Origin of the sequence: Paraburkholderia sp. BCC1886 (assembly GCF_900996245.1) — a bacterium.
GTDB lineage: Bacteria > Pseudomonadota > Gammaproteobacteria > Burkholderiales > Burkholderiaceae > Paraburkholderia.
Genome location: NZ_CAAJGK010000011.1, coordinates 116,947 through 135,729 on the forward strand (window position 1 = coordinate 116,947; position 18,783 = coordinate 135,729).

Consider the following 18,783-nt stretch of genomic DNA (forward strand, 5'->3'; position numbering starts at 1 on the left):
TCCCACCGCTCCCGCCGGTGAAGGCGCGAGACAGTGAGAGCGGAATGCGTTAGATCAAGAAGGGATCAGCTGGTGGATGTCAGGCACTGCACACCGGCGACGCTCAACTGCAGGTCGTTGGTGGTGGTGCGCTGGATGAACGTGACGTAGATCGTGGCCAGATTCGTGAGCGGCACGGTCGTGGTCTGTTGCGCGTTCCATTGTCCAAGCGTGCAGGTGATTTCGCTGCCATCCGGCAACTGGATGTTGAAGTGCGTCGGTACCGGCGCGGCCGTCTCGGTTTGAGGATCCGTGAGCGGCAGCGTGTTGTAATACATGGCGGTCAGCCAGTCGGCCTGTGAGGCGTAGCCGGAGGTCAGATCGATCGTGTACTGGTTTGCCGCGACTTCGGCGATGGTGGCGTAATTGCCCACCCCGAACGCAGGGGATTGACCCGGCGAGAACTGGACCTCCCACGGCGATTCGGTCGTGCCATCGTGCAGCAGGGTAATGGCCACCGACTCGGTGAAGTTGTAATCCGTGTAGCTCGCATCCACGGCCTGCAGGTTGACCTGACCGGTGATGGTCTGGACGGTCCCGTAGGTGAGTGGCTGGAACGCTGGCGAATTCGCCGAGATCGTGACGAGGCTTGTGACGTCGTACCAGTCCGTGCGGTCCAGGTCGTACAGGAACCACTCCAGCCGGTAACCACTGACCCCGTCGATCCATACCGGGAACGCGTAGAGCTTGCAGCTGTAGGCTCCGTCGGAGCTTTGCGCAATCGCCGTGTACGTGGCGTTGATGAAGAGCTGGTTGGCCACGGAGCTCGCGCCGTAGACCGCTTCGTCGGTCGACAGGTTGTACTTGAGCACCAGCTCGAACTCTTCGCCCACATTCCCCGAGACGAAGCCATCGAAGCCGAAGATCTGGAACTTCGTCCCATCCACCGGCAGCTTGGTCGTCGTGCCGTCGCTGTAGCTGACGATCCCCATCAGGTTCAGGCTGGACAGCAGGACGTTGACCGGGAACTGGATCTGCGTCGGGTTGGCGCTCGACAGGTACGGGCACTGCAGCGAAATACCGGTCACATACTTGACCGACGTGTCTGCCGCGCGGATAAACGCCGTATTCCAGATGAGCATCTGGCGCGACGACACCACCGAACCGGTCGAGGTGTAGGCCACCGCCGTCACGGGCGTCCCATTGGGCAGCGTCGTGTTCGTGTAGGCCACATCCGGCACCATCACCGTCGCGGTCGAGCCATCGGGCATCAGTGAGCTGACAGCCGATAACGGAATGTTCTGGCTGACCAGGGTGCCCGACTGGTTGTAATACGCACTGATGCAGCTCGTGTTATCCGACCAGTCCGCGCCCGTGAAGATCTTGATGTAGGCGGCGGAGTTGTTCGGGAACCAGCAGCGCGCATCCACCGACAGAACGTACGGCAGCACGCTCGTGTCCAGACAGCAACGGAACGTGTCGGCCGGCGTGCCGGAGTCCACTCCCTGCAGCAGATCGCCCGACGTCATCACAGCGTTTGGCGCGGTTGTGAGCGGCGTCAGGGTCGGGATGTAGGTCGTCGCATCAAGTGCGGTGATCTTGTACCAGTCATTGGTCGTGTAATCACACACGTAGTCGTTGACCTTCCCGATGTACATATTCGTGCCGGCCTGACCCTGATACAGGAGGGCCAGTGGCCAGATCTGCCAAATACCTGTCGGGTTATAGATCGGCACCCCACCGTCGGTGCCGGTAGGGAGATTGACTGTATCAGCCATGAAGACGGCTCCAGGAAAGGGGTGTTAGCTGGTACTGATGGCGCTACTGGTGCCCAGTGCCGCGATCGAGACGAAGCCACCCAGACTCACCTTGTTATTCAGGTAGATCCGGATAGCGGCAGTGATGAAGCGGTAGGCATACAGATCGAGCGCAATCGTGACGCTCAGGTTGTGCGGCCGGATGGTCGTGAAGGTCGGGTCCGGCGCATTGGCGGACTGGGTCGGGTCGTACGCGAGCAGGTACTCATACGGTGCACAGACCGTGCGCACGTAGTCGTCGTTGTAGAACGACTGGAGTGCCGTCTCATCGATCACGTCGTTCACGAAGTCGTAAATCAACTTGCAGCAAAACGGACTGAAGAGCGGATAGAGCGCCGTGATCGTGTCCGGACCACTTGCGGTCGTGGGCGGGTAGTAAAGCGTCATGTACGCTTCCACCGCCTCGTCGATCGCGGTCGACTCCGCCAGATACGTGTAGGTGTCGACATCCGTCACACTGCGCATCGGCACTACGATCTTCTGCACCTGGTACGGTTGCCCGTTGATCGCCGCCGGCACGAGGATGTCCGTCGTCTCTTCGGCGAACTGCAGCGCGGACTTGGCGAACACCCCCCCACCCATCACCACACGCGTGACGTCGTCATCACGGATGTTGTACTGGTTGTTGTTCGAGAGCAGGCCGTACTGCACCCAGCCCACGTCCTTGTATTCAATCGGCGTGAGCGTGCTGTCACAGAATCCCGTCCAGCGGATTGTGATGTTCTGCTCTTTGTCCTGCGGGAAGTCCAACGCATTGATCGTGTTGATCATGATCTCGGGGAAGGACATCACATAGTCCAGTCCCTGAATCAGACTGCGGCCGTTCAGGAAAACGTCGAGCTGCCCCATCGGGATCTGCATCGCAAAGAGCTGCAAGGCGTAGTTGCGAATCGCTTCTTCCTGCAACTGGATGGGGAGAATCCCTTCCGTCGGCTGGATCCCGAGCGTGTAGGCGAGGATCGTCGCGTTACTGCGCACGCAGGTGTACGTCGTCGTCAAATCCACCGACCACGACAGCACATTGCTCACCACCGAGTAGTTCGAGGACCCCGTCACATCTACCCAGTCATACGACGGCAATCCCGTCTGACTGTCATAGGGACAGGTGTACATGCGGTAGTCGAGCCCCGCGACGAGCGTCTGGGTCTGTTCACCGTACGTGTCATCGATCTGCTGCGAGGCGCTCCCGACGAAAGCCTCGACCAGCGTGCAGGTCGGGTTCGCACAGACATAGGCCCCGCCGCTCGTGTGGTTGTAGAACCCCAGGAGCGTGCCGGTTGCGTCGTACTCCCAGATGGAAGAACTTGACTGCAGGTTGTACGGGAGCATCACCACAAGCTGCCCGGACTCGAGCGTTGGCACGAGCGGGCTGTTACCCACCAGCTGGCTCACCCGGTTGTAGCCGTAGCCGTCCTGCACCATGTCCTGCGTGACCAGGGAGGCGGGGGACGCGCCCATGATCGAGAGATACGGGGAGGCTTCGAGCGTCGCTGCCTGCCAGTTGGTCAGGGTCGCATTCGTCCCCGCCATTGCACTGACGATGTTTGCATCGGACAGCCGATACAGATCCAGGATGCGGTTGTTTTCCGGCAAGAGTGGCCTGTCCAGACCCGCCTTCCGGATATGCAATCGCACCGTGATGTTGGCGGCCGCCACCCAGTCCGTCTGCTCTGTGATGTAGCCTTGGACATACGTCGTCGGCAGGGAGTAATCACGATGCGTCACGTTACGGATCGCGTCGACCTGGTTGTGGTGGTAATACACGCCTTGCGTGTTGCCGGTGCCCGGGTCGTAGTACAGAAAGACATCGATATCTTTCTCGAAGTCAATCGTGCCGTCCCCTTCGCCGTCATAGTGCAGCAGATACTTGAACTTGCTGTCCTTGGTGCTGGTGAAGGTCGGCAGCCCCACATACGGGAAATCGATGACCTTGTAGATCGAGCTGTCGTAGACATACTCGACTACATCACCCAACGCGACGGTCGCCACATTGATGGTCGTGACCTTATAGCCGTTGAGGAAGCAGTACACCGCCCCCGGTAACGTCGCCAGACTTGCGATCGTGTTCTGGATCGTCGTGATGTCCGACTTCAGCGCGGGCACGACACCACCCGTCTGGATATAGTTCTTGGTCGCACCCAGTGTCGCCCGTGTGCTGGCGAAGAACGAGTTGCTATAGACCCGCAGGAAGATTGCCTCGGTATCCATGTCCAAGCCCAAGGGAGACTCGAACTGGATCGCGACAATCAGGTTGCGGTTCTTCATGACGCGGAAATAGCACTGGAAGCGCGGCAACTGAATCCCGCTCTCCGTGTAGATATCCGCAATCAGGTTGTTCTGGTTCATCGCGGTCGTGAACGTCGTCCACGCGGTGGTGCCCGAGAGCAACCCCAGCATGTACGGACTGACCTGACCGATCTGGTAGACGTGAAAATTCACGCCAGACGTGGGCAGAGTGTACGAATCCCAGATGACCTGCACCGAATTCATCACGCCACCATCGGGCGTCAATCTCGCCAGCTGGAAGATCCCCTGCCGGTCTTGCGCCGGTGCACACCAGACATTTTTGAGTGCGTTATCGACGAGGTAATTAAACATGAGACATCCCAATGGCGAATACTCCCGGGGCCAGACGGCGCCCCAGGAGTGAGAAGGAGGAAGGTCGGGAAGGGGATTTAAGCGCGGGCGAGTTGCGTGAGGTTGAGCACCGCACGCAGGAACTGCTTGTTCGCGTCCTTGTGGGCCTGACGCTCGACCAGGCGGGCAAGGCCCGAATTCTTATAGGTGCGCTCGGTATGCGCGGCCATCAGGAGCGCCAGCCATGTCGGTGGGTGCTCCGTGGAGGCGGCCAGCATTTCCTCGGCATTCACGCCGAACCAGCTTCCCTTGAGGATGCTGATGAGTACGCCCGGGTTGAACTTCTCCAGCCGAACGCTCTTCGTGGCTTCGGCCGCCGTGCCGCAGAAATCCTCGATCCCATTACTCGGCGCGCTCTGCTCGTCGAGGATCGCGAAGACGTCTTCCGCACCGATTCGCATGCCGCGGGAGATTTGCGTCGCCATCTTCGTGCGCAACGTGTCATCCAGCACCGCCTCGTCGGTGAAGAGCGAGAGATAGTGGAAAGCCGAGAGGATCGAGAGGCTTAGCTGCTCGCGCGGGTCAAGCGCAAAGCGCCGCGAGACGCTCTCGCTGATCCAGCTTGCAAACACCGTCATCGCCACGGGTGACACGTCGCGCAGGAGCGCCGGGTTGTCATTGATCCAGATGTCGTTGAGTTGCGCGCGCCGATGCAGGAGCGCGTACTCGACGCCGTTGCGCAGCGCATACGCACCTTTCATCCGATCGTAGCTGCCAAAGGGGCGCACATCGATCGCCAACAGCTTCTCGCCATTCATGTCCAGCAAGAAGGGATGCGCGAACTGCGGCACGGTCAGCGCCGTGGTGCCCATGCCTTCGATCTCGATGATGTTGCTGCCGTTATCGCGCTTGTAATCGCCGTGGATGTACGTGGTTTTCAGCGCGGTTTCGAGCTTGTCGAGCACGTAGCCACCACACACCGTGGTGTCGTATGCGGTGAGGAAAGGTTTCATCTCAGAGCCTCGTGGCTGCATGCCGTCGGGGAGCCCAACAGCATCCTATGTCTTAAAGGAATCGTGCGTTTTTGCGCCTCTGTCATGCGGTTTTTTGCCCGCATTCATCAGGAGTGCAAATTTTCCGAATTTATATGATGCGGCGCATCGACTTGTAAACCATATCATTCATGACAGGAATCCAACCATGACAACGGCATCCATTGTCAATGGCGCTCCGATGACCATCTTCCAGGGGGCTCAGGATCTGAGCACCGAAGTGGTCACTGCGGTTGCCGAACAGATTCCCCAGCACCTCCCGTTGATCTGCCTGTACACGCAACAGGGCCCGGTGACGACGGAGCTGGTGTCGGGGAGCGACTTGACGACCATGTACGGATCGGATTCGTTCGATCTGCGCAAGGCCTGGGGAAATCACGCGACTGTGCTGGCGAGCACGGTGAACGCGCAAGGCAACGCGATCCAGGTACAGCGGATGCAACCGGCCGACGCAGCGCCGGCAGCGACCATGCGCCTGTATCTGGACGTGCTGCCCGCGACCATCACGCAGTACGAACGCAATTCGGACGGTTCGTTCACGACGGACTCGGCCGGTAACAAGGTTGCAGTGACGGGTTCTGGTGCCACCGCCGCAGGCTACATCTGCAAGTGGGTGCTGGGCACCGTGGACTGGACCGCGAACGAAGACGCAGGCGACTGGGGCGAAGCCACGATCGCAGCCGGCGACCAGAGCGTCGGCTCCGTCACCTCGCAGCGTTACCCGATCATGGACCTCCAGGTCCCGAGCTTCGGCACGTACGGGAACAACAACGGCATTCGCCTCTACGCACCGACCACCCAAAGTTCGGTCGCAGCCAACACAAACTTCACGGAATACGACCTGGTCTACCCGTTCCGGATCTCGTGCGTTCAACGCACGGCGACGAACACGACGGGCTCGCTGGTCGCCGCACAAAGCGGTGCGCAATACCTGGACTTCACGTTCAAGCCGAAAACGATCGACTTGGCGATGGATGATCAAATCTCCATCCAGGACACCTTCATTGCCGCCTACCAATCTCTCAATCAAGCAAGTGGCGTCGCCGATGTGTTCGGTCCCTTCGGGCAACTGTTCACGTATGACGACAACATCGCAACCCTGGTGGCGATGTTCTATGCGGCCGAGCTGCCCCTCATCAATTCGTTCTCGGATTTCACGGGCGCAACGGGTGAAGAGTGGCTGTTCAACTTCGTGAGCGGTGTGTCTTCGACGAATGTGCCGTACTCGTCCTGGCAGCTGAACACGACCGACAGCGACGCAGCGTATCTGTCGAGCAGCACCACCCTGTGGGCTTCGGGCGGTACGGACGGCACGATGAACGATACGTTGTTCGCAGAGCTGGTTACGAACTTCATGGCGGTCTATGCCGACCTGACCAATCCGGTCCAGGACATGGTGACCTCGCCGGAATCGATTTTCTGGGACTCGGGCTTCCCGCTCGCGACCAAGAAGGCGATCTGCCAGTTCATCAGCCAGCGCAAAGACACGTTCGTTGCGTTGTCGACCTTCTCGACGCTGAGCCCCGTGCTCACGCAGGCCGAAGAGTCGTCGATGGCGGTGGCGCTCAAAGCGTACCTGCAGCAATACCCGGAATCGGATTACTTCGGCACGGCTTGCGTGCGCGGGATGATCGTGCCCGGCTCGGGCACCTTGACCGGTTCGCTCTACGCTGGCTCGACCGATTCGAACAACAGCAGCCTGCCGCTGACCATCGAGCTCGCCTCGAAAGCGGCCGCCTACATGGGTGCCAGCAACGGGAAGTGGAAGTCGGGTTACTCGTTCGATTCGGCACCGGGCTCGGAGATCACGCTGTTCTCGAACATCAACGTCACGTTCTGGCCAGCCACGGTGCGCAACACCGACTGGGCCAACGGGATGGTGGGTGTGGAAGCGTTCCAGCGTCGCTCGGTGTACTTCCCGGCGCTGAAGACCGTGTACGACAACGACACGTCCGTGCTCAACAGCTTCTTCAACGCGATGGCACTCTGCTATCTCGAGAAGATCGGCGATGCGGCACGTCGTTACTTCTCGGGCACGGCCTCGATGACGGATGCACAGCTCATCAAGAACGTGAACGCGTGGGTGACGGCACAAGTGTCGGGCATCTTCGACAACCGGTTCACGATCGTGCCCAACACGACGGTGGCGGGTGCCGATGCGCAGCGCGGCTACAGCTGGACCCTGACGATCGCTGTCTACATGCCGAACATGAAAACGGTCGAAACATTGGCCATTCAGACGTACCGCTCGGATGACCTCACCTCGACGTCGACGACTTCGAGCTAAACAGTTAGCACAACCAAGGAAGAGCGGGGGCGCGCGCACGTCTACCGCAGCCTTGGGCTGACTAGCGATCCATTGAATTTAGGAGCAACTCATGCCGCGCGTCGCAGATGCAATTTTGTCCAACACGACTGCGTTCGCCATCGGGCACAACAACCCGATGCTCGATCTGCAGAACGGTGGGCAGATGGGCTTCACGCCCAACTACGTGCAGTGGGTGAGTAACCAGCAGTACGTCCGCCGGAACCTCATCTGTCTGTTGATCGAAGCCCCCTTGGGCTTCAACTATTTGCCGAACCCGTCCACCTGGGTCGGCACGCTGCGAGCCCTCGTCGAACTGCATGCATTGCGGATCACGGGCCTCAACGCTCACCTCACCGTGGAAGTGGCGGAAACGCCGGTTGGCGGTGGCGGGAACATGCAACAGGACGTGACCGACGTCAAGCGTGAACGCTCGGTGCCGGCCTTCTCGTGGAACGAAAAGTACGGCATGCCCGTGACGATGTTCCACCAGGGCTGGATCACGAACCTGCTGATGGACCCGGATACCAAGTTCGCGAACGTAGCGACCTTGACCCCGATCACGGGACTCGCGGCACCGACCGACATGTTGGCCGACATGTACACGGCGACCATGATCTTCATCGAACCGGACCCGACGCACACCCGTGTCGTGAAGTCCTGGCTCGTGACGAACATGTTCCCGCTGTCGACGGGCGACATCGTGGGTTCGCGCGACCTCGCGTCTGCCAATGAACCGCTGACGGTGGACATCACCTACGCGGGCATTGCGCAGTACGGCCTGGGCGTCGACCAGTTCGCGCAACAGTTGCTGACCTCCATCAGCATCGCCGGTGCGAACCCGTACACGGAATCGGCCTTCATCAGCGCGATCAACGCCGATGTGGCTGCGACCACCACGGGCTACCAAGCGGAGATCAACCAGATCTCGGCAGCGCAAGCCGGCACGACCGCGGCCTTGGCCACGGGCGAAAGCGCAACCTCGAGCGACGTCGCCACCGCGACCACCTCGACGACGGCGGTCCCGACCTCCAGCGTTTCGGCGTAATCTTGGTCTGGCTGGAAACAGCCAAAAAAAGAAGCCAGCATACGGCCCAGCCCGCGGGGGCTGGGCTTTATGACGTCAGGTCAGCGTCCCCAGCCGTCGTGCGTTGTCCAGCACCACAGTCGGTACAGCCAGCAGCAGAAGTAAGTTACCGGCCAGATCAACACGAGGAAGAAGACGATCAGGCTGGCTCCTTCGTCAGCCAACAGTTCGGCGCTAAACCCGCGGTGTGTACGCAGGACGAGCGGACCCAGGAATAAATAGATCCCAAAAAGAACCAGACCGATGATGGCCAAGAACCACTCGGGTGGACCCATCACATCCCGTCCTGGTTCAGGCTTGCCCACGGTTGCGGCAAGGTCACGACATTGGGTTCGCTACGCACGGGCAGCACATTGCCGTCCTTAAACAGGCACATGATCCAGGTGCCGTTGGCTGACGGCGACGAGTAGAGGCCATTCGGATCGGCTTGCGGGAGGTTGTCAACACCTACCTGCGTACTGGCGTAAGCGATGTATTCCGGGTTCGTGTATTGCTCCGACTCGGGAATGCCGTAGCCCACTGAGCGACAGAGCGGTGTGTGCTCGTTGTGCATGCCGACGAAGTAGGTGTAGGTCGTAAAGTTCGGCGTATCACGCTTCTCCAAAATTTCCTTGAAGATGCGTTTTTCGGTGAAGTTCAAGATAGCTGGAAAACCTACTGCCTGGTTTGACGCGGCACTGGCCTGCGCCTGTTGTTGCTGTTGCTGCTTGTCGGAGTCCGACTGATCGTTTTGACAGCTTTCTGCCGTCAGCACGAAGAAGGCGAGTAGGGCGATGCCGATGAGTCGGAAAAGTTTCATTGGTTGGTCTCGAGAACGTTCTTGAATTGTTGGAGGTCAGGCGGCAGCTGGTTCGGATAGCCGTCGACGTTGTGAAGGAAGGTGTCACGCAGGACTGCCTTACTGGACGGGTCCGTTGTGCTTAGATACTGACGACGCATCTCGTAGAGCTGGCGCAGCATCCCTTCGTTGTATTCCTGGGACTGGGTGAACGTGTTGCGGCGCACCTGTTCGTACTTCGGTGCGAAGTGGGCGTATCCGAGATAGCCCAGCTCCGTGATTCCGATCACGACGAGGATGGCGATCAGCACGGAAACCAGCAGACCCATGCCTTCTTTTACGGTACTCATGTACAGTACTCCTTAGTAGTAGGCCGCAATTGCGGCCCGTCATACCATCGCGACTTACGCCTCTTTCTTCTCCTTCTTCTCCAGCCACTTGTTGGAGATGATCTTGAAGCTCTTGCCCGTGACGTTGTTCTTCATCACCAGGCCTTCACGGAGCCGCGTCTGATCGAAGTGCCCCGGACCATCTGCCAGCGCCATCACTTCCTTGATCGTCGGGGGCAGGGCGAAGTTGGCGTCCATCACCGGGATGTATTTCACACCCAGTGCGTCAGCCACCTGACGCGCCTGCTCCGGCAGCAGCCGCATGTTGCCGTTCACGAACGTGCGGTACATGTAGAAGCAGTTCGTCTTGGCGCCGTCGGCATTGCGGTTGAAATCGGGCCCAACCATCTCGCCCTGAATCGCCAGCTTCTTACCCTTCGCGAAGGGCAGGTCGTTGGTGTCGTTGAACAGCGCGATCTTGTACGCCAGATTCTCGCGGGTGAAGTACGCCACGAGCGGGACCGACTGAGCGAGGAAGCCTTTCTTCCAGCGGGGCGTGTCGCAATCAGCACCGCTGCGACGGCGTGCGATGCAACGCACCCAATCAGCGAGGTACACGCGCAGCGACTGCCAGCGGGTGTAGAGCACATCATCGGTACGCAGCGAGTAGTTTCGCTGGGCGACCCCGATCTTCGCGGAGTCGAGCTCCGTATAGAAGGTGGAGGACTCGCCGTCGAGCTTGATCGAGAGTTCGGCCGTTTCGCCTGCCTTGGCCATCGCCGTGTACTCTTCGAACTGGTTCTGCACGCGCTCTTCTTCCGACTTCACGTGACCGTGAGGGAAGGGCTGCAGACCATCCGAGACAATCCCGTTGACGAGCCAGGCACGCAGACGCCACACCAGCTTCTTGCTCTGCTTGTCGTCGAGCTGCAGGGAGGTGTTCGTGTAGAGCCGTGCTTCTTCGGGCGAGACATACTTGAGCACGTCCAGCGCATTCGTCACATTGGTACCGACCGAGTTGCCAGCCGCTCCCGTTCCAGCGTAGGTCGCGCGCGAGATCAGCAGCCCTTGCGAGAGCGCGCCGCGCAGACGGATTGTCTTGATAACGGCGTATTCCTTAGCGTTACCTTCATCCTTTTTCACGCGCAGGTACTGCTTGTCGAAATCAGCGAAGATTGGACTGTCGAGCGGAATCGCTGCATCGATCTCGAAGTAGAGCGCTTCGTCACCGATCTGATAGGTGCCTTTTTGCACCACGCATTCCCAACCTTGCACGACCGCGATTTCGAGCCGGTCCGCTTTCGGAATGGGGAGGAGGTTGTCGATCTTGACGATCCGTGCGAGTTGGCGTGTGTCTTCTTTTACGAACATGATGGTTTTAGTTTTACTTGGTGGAAAAGCTCGTCGCTGAGGTCCAGGGGCTTCAGCGCATGTTGGGTGATGATCAGGTTGACCTGCATGGTGCAAACGATCTCGTCGGCGAGGTCGTGCCAGGCCTCGTAATACCAACCCATGTCACTGGTGCGTTGTTGCAGGGGATCAATCCCGCGCATGGCGCACAGTGCGTGGGCGGCATCTTTGAGCTTCTGGCTATAGGGCACGACGCCTCCTTATGCGAAGGAAGAAGCGACACACTCGGAACGCATCAATGAACACCCAGAAGAACATCAGGATGTTCATCGTGAAGAGCTTCGAACTGAATGTCCCTTCGATCTTGCTGAGGAACTCCCAGAGGCCGGCATTGCGGTCAATCCAGGCGAGGCCCAGCATGTAGTTGATAAGAAGAGCTGCACCAATCCAGCTCAGGAGATGAGTCGAAATCACGATCGGCGCTCCGTGTTCGGTAGGGCGGGTTTGGACTTCGGAGTCAGCATGGCAACGACTCGGCTTACGATCGAGAGGGCTTCGTGGTCGCCTTGATAGGTCTTCAGGTGGCCGCCGGCACGTCCCTGACCCTTGACGATGTAGGCGTAGTGAAAACTGCCGTCTGAGACGGCCGTCATCTGCAACTGAACATCCATCGTTTCGTCCTGACGCTTCCACTGCATGACGATGGAGCCGTCTTTCAGCAGACCAACGTCGCCTTCGTGCATGACTGCAGGGAGCAACTTCAAGATCCCTTCGGCGCGCTGGATGGCGTATCGGGCAGGCGCGATCGCCCCACTACTCTCGATCTTGGCGAGGAGGGCCAGCTGTCCCGGCAGGGGTGGTGCTGCGGGTATCAGTTGGGTCATCGGGTGGCGTCTCCGTTTGTGGGGGAATGAGGCTTGTGATCTCGTACATCAGCTTCACATCGATGCCTGCGTCTTTCAGGTAGTCCGCTGCGATCCCAACGAAGAGATGTCGATGGCAGAACACGCCCGCTTTGCAGTAGCAGGCGACAGCGATGGGAAGATGAATCGCTTTGAGCTTTTCCCATTCCTGCGGGAAGCGCTTCTTCGATATGGACATGCGCTGCAGATAGCGACGCGTGTACTCCTCTTCGGATAACTCACCGCGCTTGTACGCCATGACATCGTCAAAGCGTGGAGCGAAAGCGGGATTGCCAGACTTCGCGGTTACATCAAGCAGATGAATGCCCAGGTCCCGGACCAGACGCCAGCGTGACAGCTGCACTTTGAAGAGCTTCACGACGGGTCTGATCGCTGGTTGCATTTCGCATCCGGGTACTTGCTGGTACGAGTGGGGTGCGGACCATAACGACAGTCATCACAAATCACGCGACTGTCATAGGCACAATCGAAGTCACTGCCGTTCGAGGTATTGGTCCACTCACCCAGACACTTCGGATGGCGGGTGGGTTGACTTCCGGGTGTCGTGATACGGATGACGTCCATGGCGGGCACGAAAAAAGAAGAGGCAAAGAAAAAGCCCCGCACTTGGCGGGGCTTCTTGGGTACAGCAGGTCGGATGGCTTAGCTGCTGAAGACGCTCGCAGCGCTTTCCTTCAACAGGGTCTTGACCTTGGCCAGTTCGCCGCGGTTCTTCGTACCGTAGGTCCGGTAGCCGACGGACAGCGCGCCGTGGGTGATCTTCGTGCCGCCATCAGCGGTCGGGTCGGTCACTTTCTTCGTGCGGTCATACACGAAGTCGAAGCCATCCTTGCCGGTCGTCGGCAGATCCAGCGTCGTGCGCTCCAGTTCCTTGTGCTTCTTCATCACGTGTTCGGATTCTTCACCGAACGCGAGGCCGACGGCCGCTGCCAGCACCGTGTTGTGATCCTGCAGGCCTTCGATGATCGGCACCATGTCGTTTTCGATGCCCGGGTACTTGGTCTTGATCGCTTCCGGCACGGCCAGGCCGAGATTTTCGACGTACCAGTTTTCCTTGATCGTACCCACGCCGGTCTTCGCGTCGATCTTGATGTCCTTGCGAACGGTAGCGGCGAGCTCGGACGTGGTCGGCTTCACTTTGACGATGGTCTTGGTATCGGACATGTTCTGCTTCCTTGATTGAGATTTGTAAAGGATGTGTAAGGGCTTGGAGGAACTACGCAAAGCAATCCGTCACGACTACACGAGTCCCTCCGTGTGGCGGTGCTGAAACAGGGGGTGGGAATTAGCGCCGGTACGCAGCGCGAGAATCGCTGCGGTACGGGTTTTCCCGAGGCCGAGATTGTGCCGGATAACGGCGTTCCGTTTCGTTACTGGCCGTAATAATCGGCCGGTCATCAACGCGGATTTTCTTCAACGCAGGCGTCGAGATCAGACGACCGCGAAGCATGAGAAGGCCTTCGGATTGGGCATCCAAAGCTTTCTGCCGACCGAGCAGTACCGTGAACTTGCCTTCTTGTTTGAAGAAGGCGATGTCGCCATATTGCAACGCACGGTGTTCATCGGAGTCGCAGTTCTCCAACTCCACGCAGAAGTCCTTGTAGAGAATCGGATCCGCTACGTTGATGTCGTCGCGCGGGACATCGATGAGTGGCGCCTGGGCCATGAGACCCAGGAGCTTACCCACCGGGTACTTCTCGCCTTTGAACAGCAGCTGTCGATTATCGCCACGGATATCGGTAATCATCGGTCCTTTCTCTCTGTGGGTTCAGGATGAGCATAGGAAGGCCCTATGTCAGTAAGAAATGCCCAGGCGAACGTGCAATTCGTTGTACGGGCTCAAGTTGGTGATATGTGTCCGAACCTGATTTGAATCCCGACAAGACGGCATAAAGGCCAGCAGGTCGCCCTGCTGGCCCATGGGGTAGGTGCACTACCAGTCGAGATAGGCGGGCTGCTTGGAGGGGTTGGTCCACCCGAGCGTCTGGAAGAGCTCGGCGGTACTGAGACGTACGGACTCCAGTGCCACGCTTCCGGTGGCGGGTGCCAGCACGGCGCGCTCGAGCTGACGCCGCGAGAACATCGTGTCCGCCATTTCTTCCAGCGCCGGCACGCTCCACTTGTTCGCTACGGCGAGACCCGGTTCATTGACCGCATCCCATGTGACAATGTTTTTCAGGATGCGGTTGGTCGTGCGACCGACCTGCGTGTCCTGCGTGAACGCACGGATGGAGAAGCAGACGTTCTCGTGCTTGTTCTCGAACGACGCCTGCAGCTGCTCACCCTTCGGCCCACATGGCTTGACCTTGCCCATGATCGCGATGACCTTGCGGCCCTGCTGATCCTTCACCCGGTCGAAGTCGAGCGTGACTTCACGGATGTGGTGCGAGATCTCGCTCTCGTAGATGGACAGGATCCGCTGGGCGTAGGACTCGTAGCTTTGCGTGGGGGAGAGCTTCGGGTGACCGAACTCGCCGCGCAGGGAGCCGGCGCCGACCCGCCGCATGAGCTGGCTCGATCCCGTGAAGAGATCCTTGGCCGGTTCATACGGGTAGAACTGGTCTACCGAGTTGTAGATGTTCAGGCCCCCGAGGACGACCTCGTAATAGCCATCATCGTCCGGTCGGAGCGTCCCGGCCTTATTGGTGCCATTCAAGGCGGTGAAACCAAAGCGAATGTATTCACTCATGGCGATGTACTCTTCTTATCGGATGTGGCCTAGCCGTTGATGAGGAGGCTGTCGATGCGTTCCTGACGCTCGGACGGGGAGTTGAGCGCGCTGACCACCCCGCGGCTGAAGTACGAGCCCGCGAGCTTGGTGAAGGTGTTGTCGGCGGCGTATTCCACCGAGCGCAAGGGAATGAAGGCAGGCGGGTGCTTGACCAGCTCGTCCAGACTCTTGATAACCGCCCGGTAGTGCTGGTGGCGGTTCTCGGGGTTACGTGCCACCATCGAGATGAGCAGCTCGGTCACCTCGTGGTTCTGCCCCACGTTGGCGCCAGCGTGATAGCGCGCGGTATCCAGAATGCGCGCGGCTTCTGAATAACCGATGTACCAGGGCCAGTGGCCACCGGCGATGATCTCGTTGAACACGCGATAGACGAGCGTGTCCGCTTTCACGAGCATCGTGGTCGGGGTAATCGTCGCGCCCTTCTCGAAGAAGAACTCGTAGTACTCGTCGCCGTCGATGACGATATTCATCATCGAGGTCGGTTCGATGCGGATCATCGCGTTCACGAGCGACACCGCGAAGAAGCTGTCTTCCAGCACCATCGCGTAGATGCCGTAGACGTAGGTCTCGATACCGATCGAGGCGAGACCACGCTCAGCAAACCGCGCCGGCACGTAGAGCTTTAACGGCTGCTGTGCAATCAGCTTCCCATCTGCTGTCTCCAGGATGGCGCCCTTGACCCGCTCAGGGTCTCGAATGAGTTTTGATGGATCCATAGCGGTGTCCTAGAGAAGCAGGGGAGGGTGAGGCTCAGTAGTGCTGGATGCGGAGCATCGACGCCACCCAGAAGGCGATGTAATCGACAATGCTCACCGTCGCGGCTTCGCGTACCGACAGAGTCGGATTCTCACGCTTGGCGCGATCGATCCCGCCGAGAATGCGTTCGGCATCGGTCTGGAAGTAGCGCGAGCGGCACACGAGCTTCAGGCAGAGGTTGTAGAGATCGTCCAGATCACCGAGCGTCACCAGCGCAAGCTGCTCATTGAAGAGTTTCACGATGAGGTCGCGGTTATGGTCGAACCCATCCGCGCCGTCGATGTGGTCGCTCAACTGCGCACGGAAGTGGTGGTTGAGCAGCTCCTTCGCCTTGTTGAAACGCTTGTTGGCTTCGGCCGTCTTGGTGATGCCCGTGTGGGTGTTCCAGCGCGTGGCCAACTGATCCTTCTTCGCCAGGATGGCGTCGAGGGACGTGGCGAGCGGCATCGTGAGCGCATTCGCGAAGAGCATCTCGTTCGTGCCGCCGGCTTCCAGGAACTGGCGATACACCGGTTCATAGACGACCGTCTTCGCCCCGACGATGTCGCGCACCAGGATGCCCGAACGCACCGAGCGCTCCACCTTATCCAGCGCCCGGCAGAGCGTGGCGCCCGCCTGATCCCGGAATTCAGCGAGCACGCCGCGGTAATTCGCGAGCGACATGTTCGTGCCTTCCATCGGCTTGCCTTCAAAGAGCTTGCGCGTGAAGAGGAACACGGCCAGCGCCACGTCCACCCCTTCCACCCGGTCACCGACCCATTCTGCAAAGTTACGGAATTTCGCGTCCGAGCCTTGCTGGAACATGCCCTTCCAGACACGGGAGAGGAAGCCATCGCCTTTGGCCGCGAGCCATTCCGCCACATCGCCATCGAGCGAACCGCTTCCCGAGCCGGCCAATTCAGCCAGCTCGCTCACCGTCATATCCGGCAACGCCAGCGACAACGAGGGGCTATCGAACGAGACACGCTCAAACTTGCGAATGGCGGCCTGCAGCGCGCCATTGTTCAGTGGCTTGGGTTCGCCCTGCACTTCGACTTCCATCCCGAGCAACGAGGACCGGGTCAGTTCACCCAGTGAGTCCGACACACGCGAGTACAGGTCTTTCACAACCGGTGCGACCACGCCACGGGCTACCGCGATGTGATTCTTGACGGCATCGCACGCGGTGGCGACGATGTCATCGAGCACGACGTCGTGTTCTGCGCAGCCGAGGAACGGCTGCTGCTTGTTGGCCATGACGCCGATATTCACGACGAGCTGACCCACATTGCCTTGGGCCATGTCATAGAGACCGGAGTCCGAGCGGCTGGCGGCAACCAAGGCTTCGAGCGGGGTGCCCCCAACCGGATGCAGGGCGTAACCCGCAGCGTCCAGACGTTCGGTCAAGGGGAGCGAGCTCATCAGCTCTTTTTCATTCAACATGGTGGATCGCTCCGGTTACAGGTAGGGTTGCACGGCGGCCTGAAAATTGGCCTGTGCGAGCTGGTCAATCACGTCGCTCGTCAGCGCAGCGCCCGCAATCGAATCAGCGACGTCATTGCCGATGACGCCCTGAACGACTGTGCGCACGAGTTTCGTGGCATTCGCGAGCGTCACGAGCGTCTTTTCAGATTCTCTGTTTTTCATGAGGATTCCTATCAGCAAAGCACGGAAGAGATAAACAAAACAGCAACAGATAGCGCACCCGAAAGGCACGCTATCTGTCAGAGGTCACGAGTTGTACAGAGCGACGGCCTTGGCAGCGATGACATCGAGCAAGGTGTTGGTCGTCGCGATGACTTCGGGAGAGGACACAATCCGGTCAGCCACGGACTTGGCACCAAAGACAGCATCAACCTTCAAACCGGATTCAGTCCGAAGGTCGCGTTCCATCACGGCACCGAACACCGTTTTCAGCTGATTACCGAAGACGCCTTTGTCGCCGACACCCGCAGCCACATCCGTCGTCACGTAGAACTGGATGGCGGCGGTATCCGGTTGGAGCGGGTTACCCTCGACACGGAAGGCTTCATCCACGCTGCCGTTGTAGCCCCGTTTGCCCGCAGCTCGAGAGCGGCGGATCATGGCGACATCGGAGGCGGCAGCGAGTTTGCGCAGGGAATCGGACATGTCCTCCAGATCCCCGTGATAGAACACATCGATGCGTTCGATCTGCCCCTTGGTTTTGGCCTGGGGCGTTTGCGCACTGAGCACCCGCAGTGTGTCGAGCGACTCCTCATCAAAGAGGCGATTGCCCGCGGTCACGGCGTCTTCGATGACGCATAAAATATCTTCCGCCCCCACGCGTTCGCCTGTTTTGCGCACCTTGTGGATTTCCTGATCGAAGTTCACGACGATGGTTCGCATCTTCGTGGTCTTCGTCGAGAGCAACTCGGCCACCTCTTTCGAGATGGCGGAAGAGTCTTCCAGCGTCACCGTTGCTTCCATGAACACCGTCTTCACGGTGATCCCAGCCTTCCACACCACACCACGGGGATTGAGCACATCGCGCTCGAAGAACCCTTCGTTGTAGCAAAGGAGTTCACCCGGCCTGAAGACCTGTCCGACCCGTACTGCCGGGTTGACCTGGTGCGGCACAATCAGACCGGCCGCGTTCCCGTAGCGTCGACCCAGTTCGATACCCTGGATCTGACCATCGTCGTACTGCACCTGCATGCCTTCTGGCGTCACCGAAATCACCTTCCCAGGCTTCTTCGCGGTGAGGGCAAATAGATCACTCGTGCGATGCGCAATGACCTGCTCGTAACCGGTACGCAGCGACGCCTGGCGATAGCCCTTGCAGGCGATGCCGTGCGACTGCTGGATCCCGATAAAGTTGACCCGTTTTGGCTTTATGTCCACTCCGTTCGCGACACGGAGCCGGTGTGCTATGACACCCGCCATTGGCTTTCCCAATGGAGCAGACTATATCTTCCTCCCAGAGGGAGGGTTCCCATTTCCCAGTCGCTTGACCGGTACACCGTGATAAGCGGTTAGTCGTTGAACGTTTCTCCCTTTCGGGAGCTTCGCTGCGGATTGCCCAATCCTCACCTTTGTTACCGTACCTGAGTGATTAGTTCAGCCACGACGCCATTACTGCCGTCGCTTGGTAAGTGAGGC

Annotated in this window: 20 protein-coding genes; 2 read left to right on the forward strand and 18 right to left on the reverse strand. The window is 59.3% G+C overall.

Annotation, left to right across the window (positions count from 1 at the left end; all coding sequences use genetic code 11):
* Positions 1 to 65: 65 nt before the first annotated feature.
* From FQ746_RS00730 to FQ746_RS00740, 3 genes are all read right to left on the reverse strand, one after another.
* Positions 66 to 1,757 carry a hypothetical protein gene (locus FQ746_RS00730; protein ID WP_144106692.1) on the reverse strand — a complete coding sequence of 564 codons (1,692 nt, stop codon included), beginning with the start codon at positions 1,755 to 1,757 and terminating at the stop codon, positions 66 to 68.
* A 24-nt stretch (positions 1,758 to 1,781) separates the two neighbouring features.
* Positions 1,782 to 4,394, reverse strand: coding sequence for a hypothetical protein (locus FQ746_RS00735; RefSeq protein ID WP_144106693.1), 2,613 nt, complete (start codon positions 4,392 to 4,394; stop codon positions 1,782 to 1,784).
* A 77-nt stretch (positions 4,395 to 4,471) separates the two neighbouring features.
* Positions 4,472 to 5,386, reverse strand: coding sequence for a hypothetical protein (locus FQ746_RS00740; protein ID WP_144106694.1), 915 nt, complete (start codon positions 5,384 to 5,386; stop codon positions 4,472 to 4,474).
* Between the two features lie 187 nt (positions 5,387 to 5,573).
* On the opposite strand from FQ746_RS00740, the gene FQ746_RS00745 reads away from it, so the two are divergent.
* Together FQ746_RS00745 and FQ746_RS00750 are read left to right on the forward strand one after the other, a co-directional pair.
* Positions 5,574 to 7,712 carry a hypothetical protein gene (locus tag FQ746_RS00745; protein ID WP_144106695.1) on the forward strand — a complete coding sequence of 713 codons (2,139 nt, stop codon included), beginning with the start codon at positions 5,574 to 5,576 and terminating at the stop codon, positions 7,710 to 7,712.
* 91 nt (positions 7,713 to 7,803) lie between these two features.
* The gene (locus FQ746_RS00750; protein WP_144106696.1) at positions 7,804 to 8,778 is read left to right on the forward strand and encodes a hypothetical protein; all 975 of its coding nucleotides are present in this window, start codon (positions 7,804 to 7,806) and stop codon (positions 8,776 to 8,778) included.
* Positions 8,779 to 8,858: 80 nt separating this feature from the next.
* On the opposite strand, the gene FQ746_RS00755 is transcribed toward FQ746_RS00750, so the two are convergent.
* From FQ746_RS00755 to FQ746_RS00825, 15 genes are all read right to left on the reverse strand, one after another.
* On the reverse strand, positions 8,859 to 9,071 hold the full coding sequence (locus tag FQ746_RS00755; RefSeq protein WP_144106697.1) for a hypothetical protein: 213 nt from the start codon (positions 9,069 to 9,071) through the stop codon (positions 8,859 to 8,861).
* Positions 9,072 to 9,091: 20 nt separating this feature from the next.
* Complete coding sequence (locus tag FQ746_RS00760; RefSeq protein WP_144106698.1) at positions 9,092 to 9,616, reverse strand: hypothetical protein; 525 nt, start codon at positions 9,614 to 9,616, stop codon at positions 9,092 to 9,094.
* Complete coding sequence (locus tag FQ746_RS00765; RefSeq protein WP_144106699.1) at positions 9,613 to 9,945, reverse strand: hypothetical protein; 333 nt, start codon at positions 9,943 to 9,945, stop codon at positions 9,613 to 9,615. Before FQ746_RS00765 ends, FQ746_RS00760 begins: the two co-directional genes overlap by 4 nt.
* Before the next feature lie 54 nt (positions 9,946 to 9,999).
* Entirely contained in the window at positions 10,000 to 11,295 is a 1,296-nt protein-coding gene (locus FQ746_RS00770; RefSeq protein ID WP_144106700.1) for an RNA ligase family protein, read from the reverse strand.
* The gene (locus FQ746_RS00775) at positions 11,286 to 11,525 is read right to left on the reverse strand and encodes a hypothetical protein (protein WP_144106701.1); all 240 of its coding nucleotides are present in this window, start codon (positions 11,523 to 11,525) and stop codon (positions 11,286 to 11,288) included. The genes FQ746_RS00770 and FQ746_RS00775 overlap by 10 nt, the downstream gene beginning before the upstream one ends.
* Positions 11,515 to 11,748, reverse strand: coding sequence for a hypothetical protein (locus tag FQ746_RS00780; protein ID WP_144106702.1), 234 nt, complete (start codon positions 11,746 to 11,748; stop codon positions 11,515 to 11,517). Before FQ746_RS00780 ends, FQ746_RS00775 begins: the two co-directional genes overlap by 11 nt.
* On the reverse strand, positions 11,745 to 12,158 hold the full coding sequence (locus FQ746_RS00785) for a hypothetical protein (protein WP_144106703.1): 414 nt from the start codon (positions 12,156 to 12,158) through the stop codon (positions 11,745 to 11,747). The genes FQ746_RS00780 and FQ746_RS00785 overlap by 4 nt, the downstream gene beginning before the upstream one ends.
* Positions 12,088 to 12,579, reverse strand: coding sequence for a hypothetical protein (locus FQ746_RS00790; RefSeq protein WP_144106704.1), 492 nt, complete (start codon positions 12,577 to 12,579; stop codon positions 12,088 to 12,090). Before FQ746_RS00790 ends, FQ746_RS00785 begins: the two co-directional genes overlap by 71 nt.
* A 260-nt stretch (positions 12,580 to 12,839) precedes the next feature.
* Positions 12,840 to 13,361 carry a hypothetical protein gene (locus tag FQ746_RS00795; RefSeq protein WP_144106705.1) on the reverse strand — a complete coding sequence of 174 codons (522 nt, stop codon included), beginning with the start codon at positions 13,359 to 13,361 and terminating at the stop codon, positions 12,840 to 12,842.
* A gap of 121 nt (positions 13,362 to 13,482) precedes the next feature.
* Positions 13,483 to 13,944: a hypothetical protein gene (locus tag FQ746_RS00800; RefSeq protein ID WP_144106706.1), complete on the reverse strand. Its 462-nt coding sequence runs from the start codon at positions 13,942 to 13,944 to the stop codon at positions 13,483 to 13,485.
* A 186-nt stretch (positions 13,945 to 14,130) separates the two neighbouring features.
* Positions 14,131 to 14,886: a S80 family phage morphogenetic serine protease gene (locus FQ746_RS00805; RefSeq protein ID WP_144106707.1), complete on the reverse strand. Its 756-nt coding sequence runs from the start codon at positions 14,884 to 14,886 to the stop codon at positions 14,131 to 14,133.
* A gap of 29 nt (positions 14,887 to 14,915) precedes the next feature.
* On the reverse strand, positions 14,916 to 15,644 hold the full coding sequence (locus FQ746_RS00810; RefSeq protein ID WP_144106708.1) for a hypothetical protein: 729 nt from the start codon (positions 15,642 to 15,644) through the stop codon (positions 14,916 to 14,918).
* Positions 15,645 to 15,678: 34 nt separating this feature from the next.
* Complete coding sequence (locus tag FQ746_RS00815) at positions 15,679 to 17,106, reverse strand: hypothetical protein (protein WP_144106709.1); 1,428 nt, start codon at positions 17,104 to 17,106, stop codon at positions 15,679 to 15,681.
* A 15-nt stretch (positions 17,107 to 17,121) separates the two neighbouring features.
* Complete coding sequence (locus FQ746_RS00820) at positions 17,122 to 17,310, reverse strand: hypothetical protein (RefSeq protein ID WP_144106710.1); 189 nt, start codon at positions 17,308 to 17,310, stop codon at positions 17,122 to 17,124.
* An 84-nt stretch (positions 17,311 to 17,394) separates the two neighbouring features.
* The gene (locus FQ746_RS00825) at positions 17,395 to 18,567 is read right to left on the reverse strand and encodes a hypothetical protein (protein ID WP_144106711.1); all 1,173 of its coding nucleotides are present in this window, start codon (positions 18,565 to 18,567) and stop codon (positions 17,395 to 17,397) included.
* Positions 18,568 to 18,783: the final 216 nt, after the last annotated feature.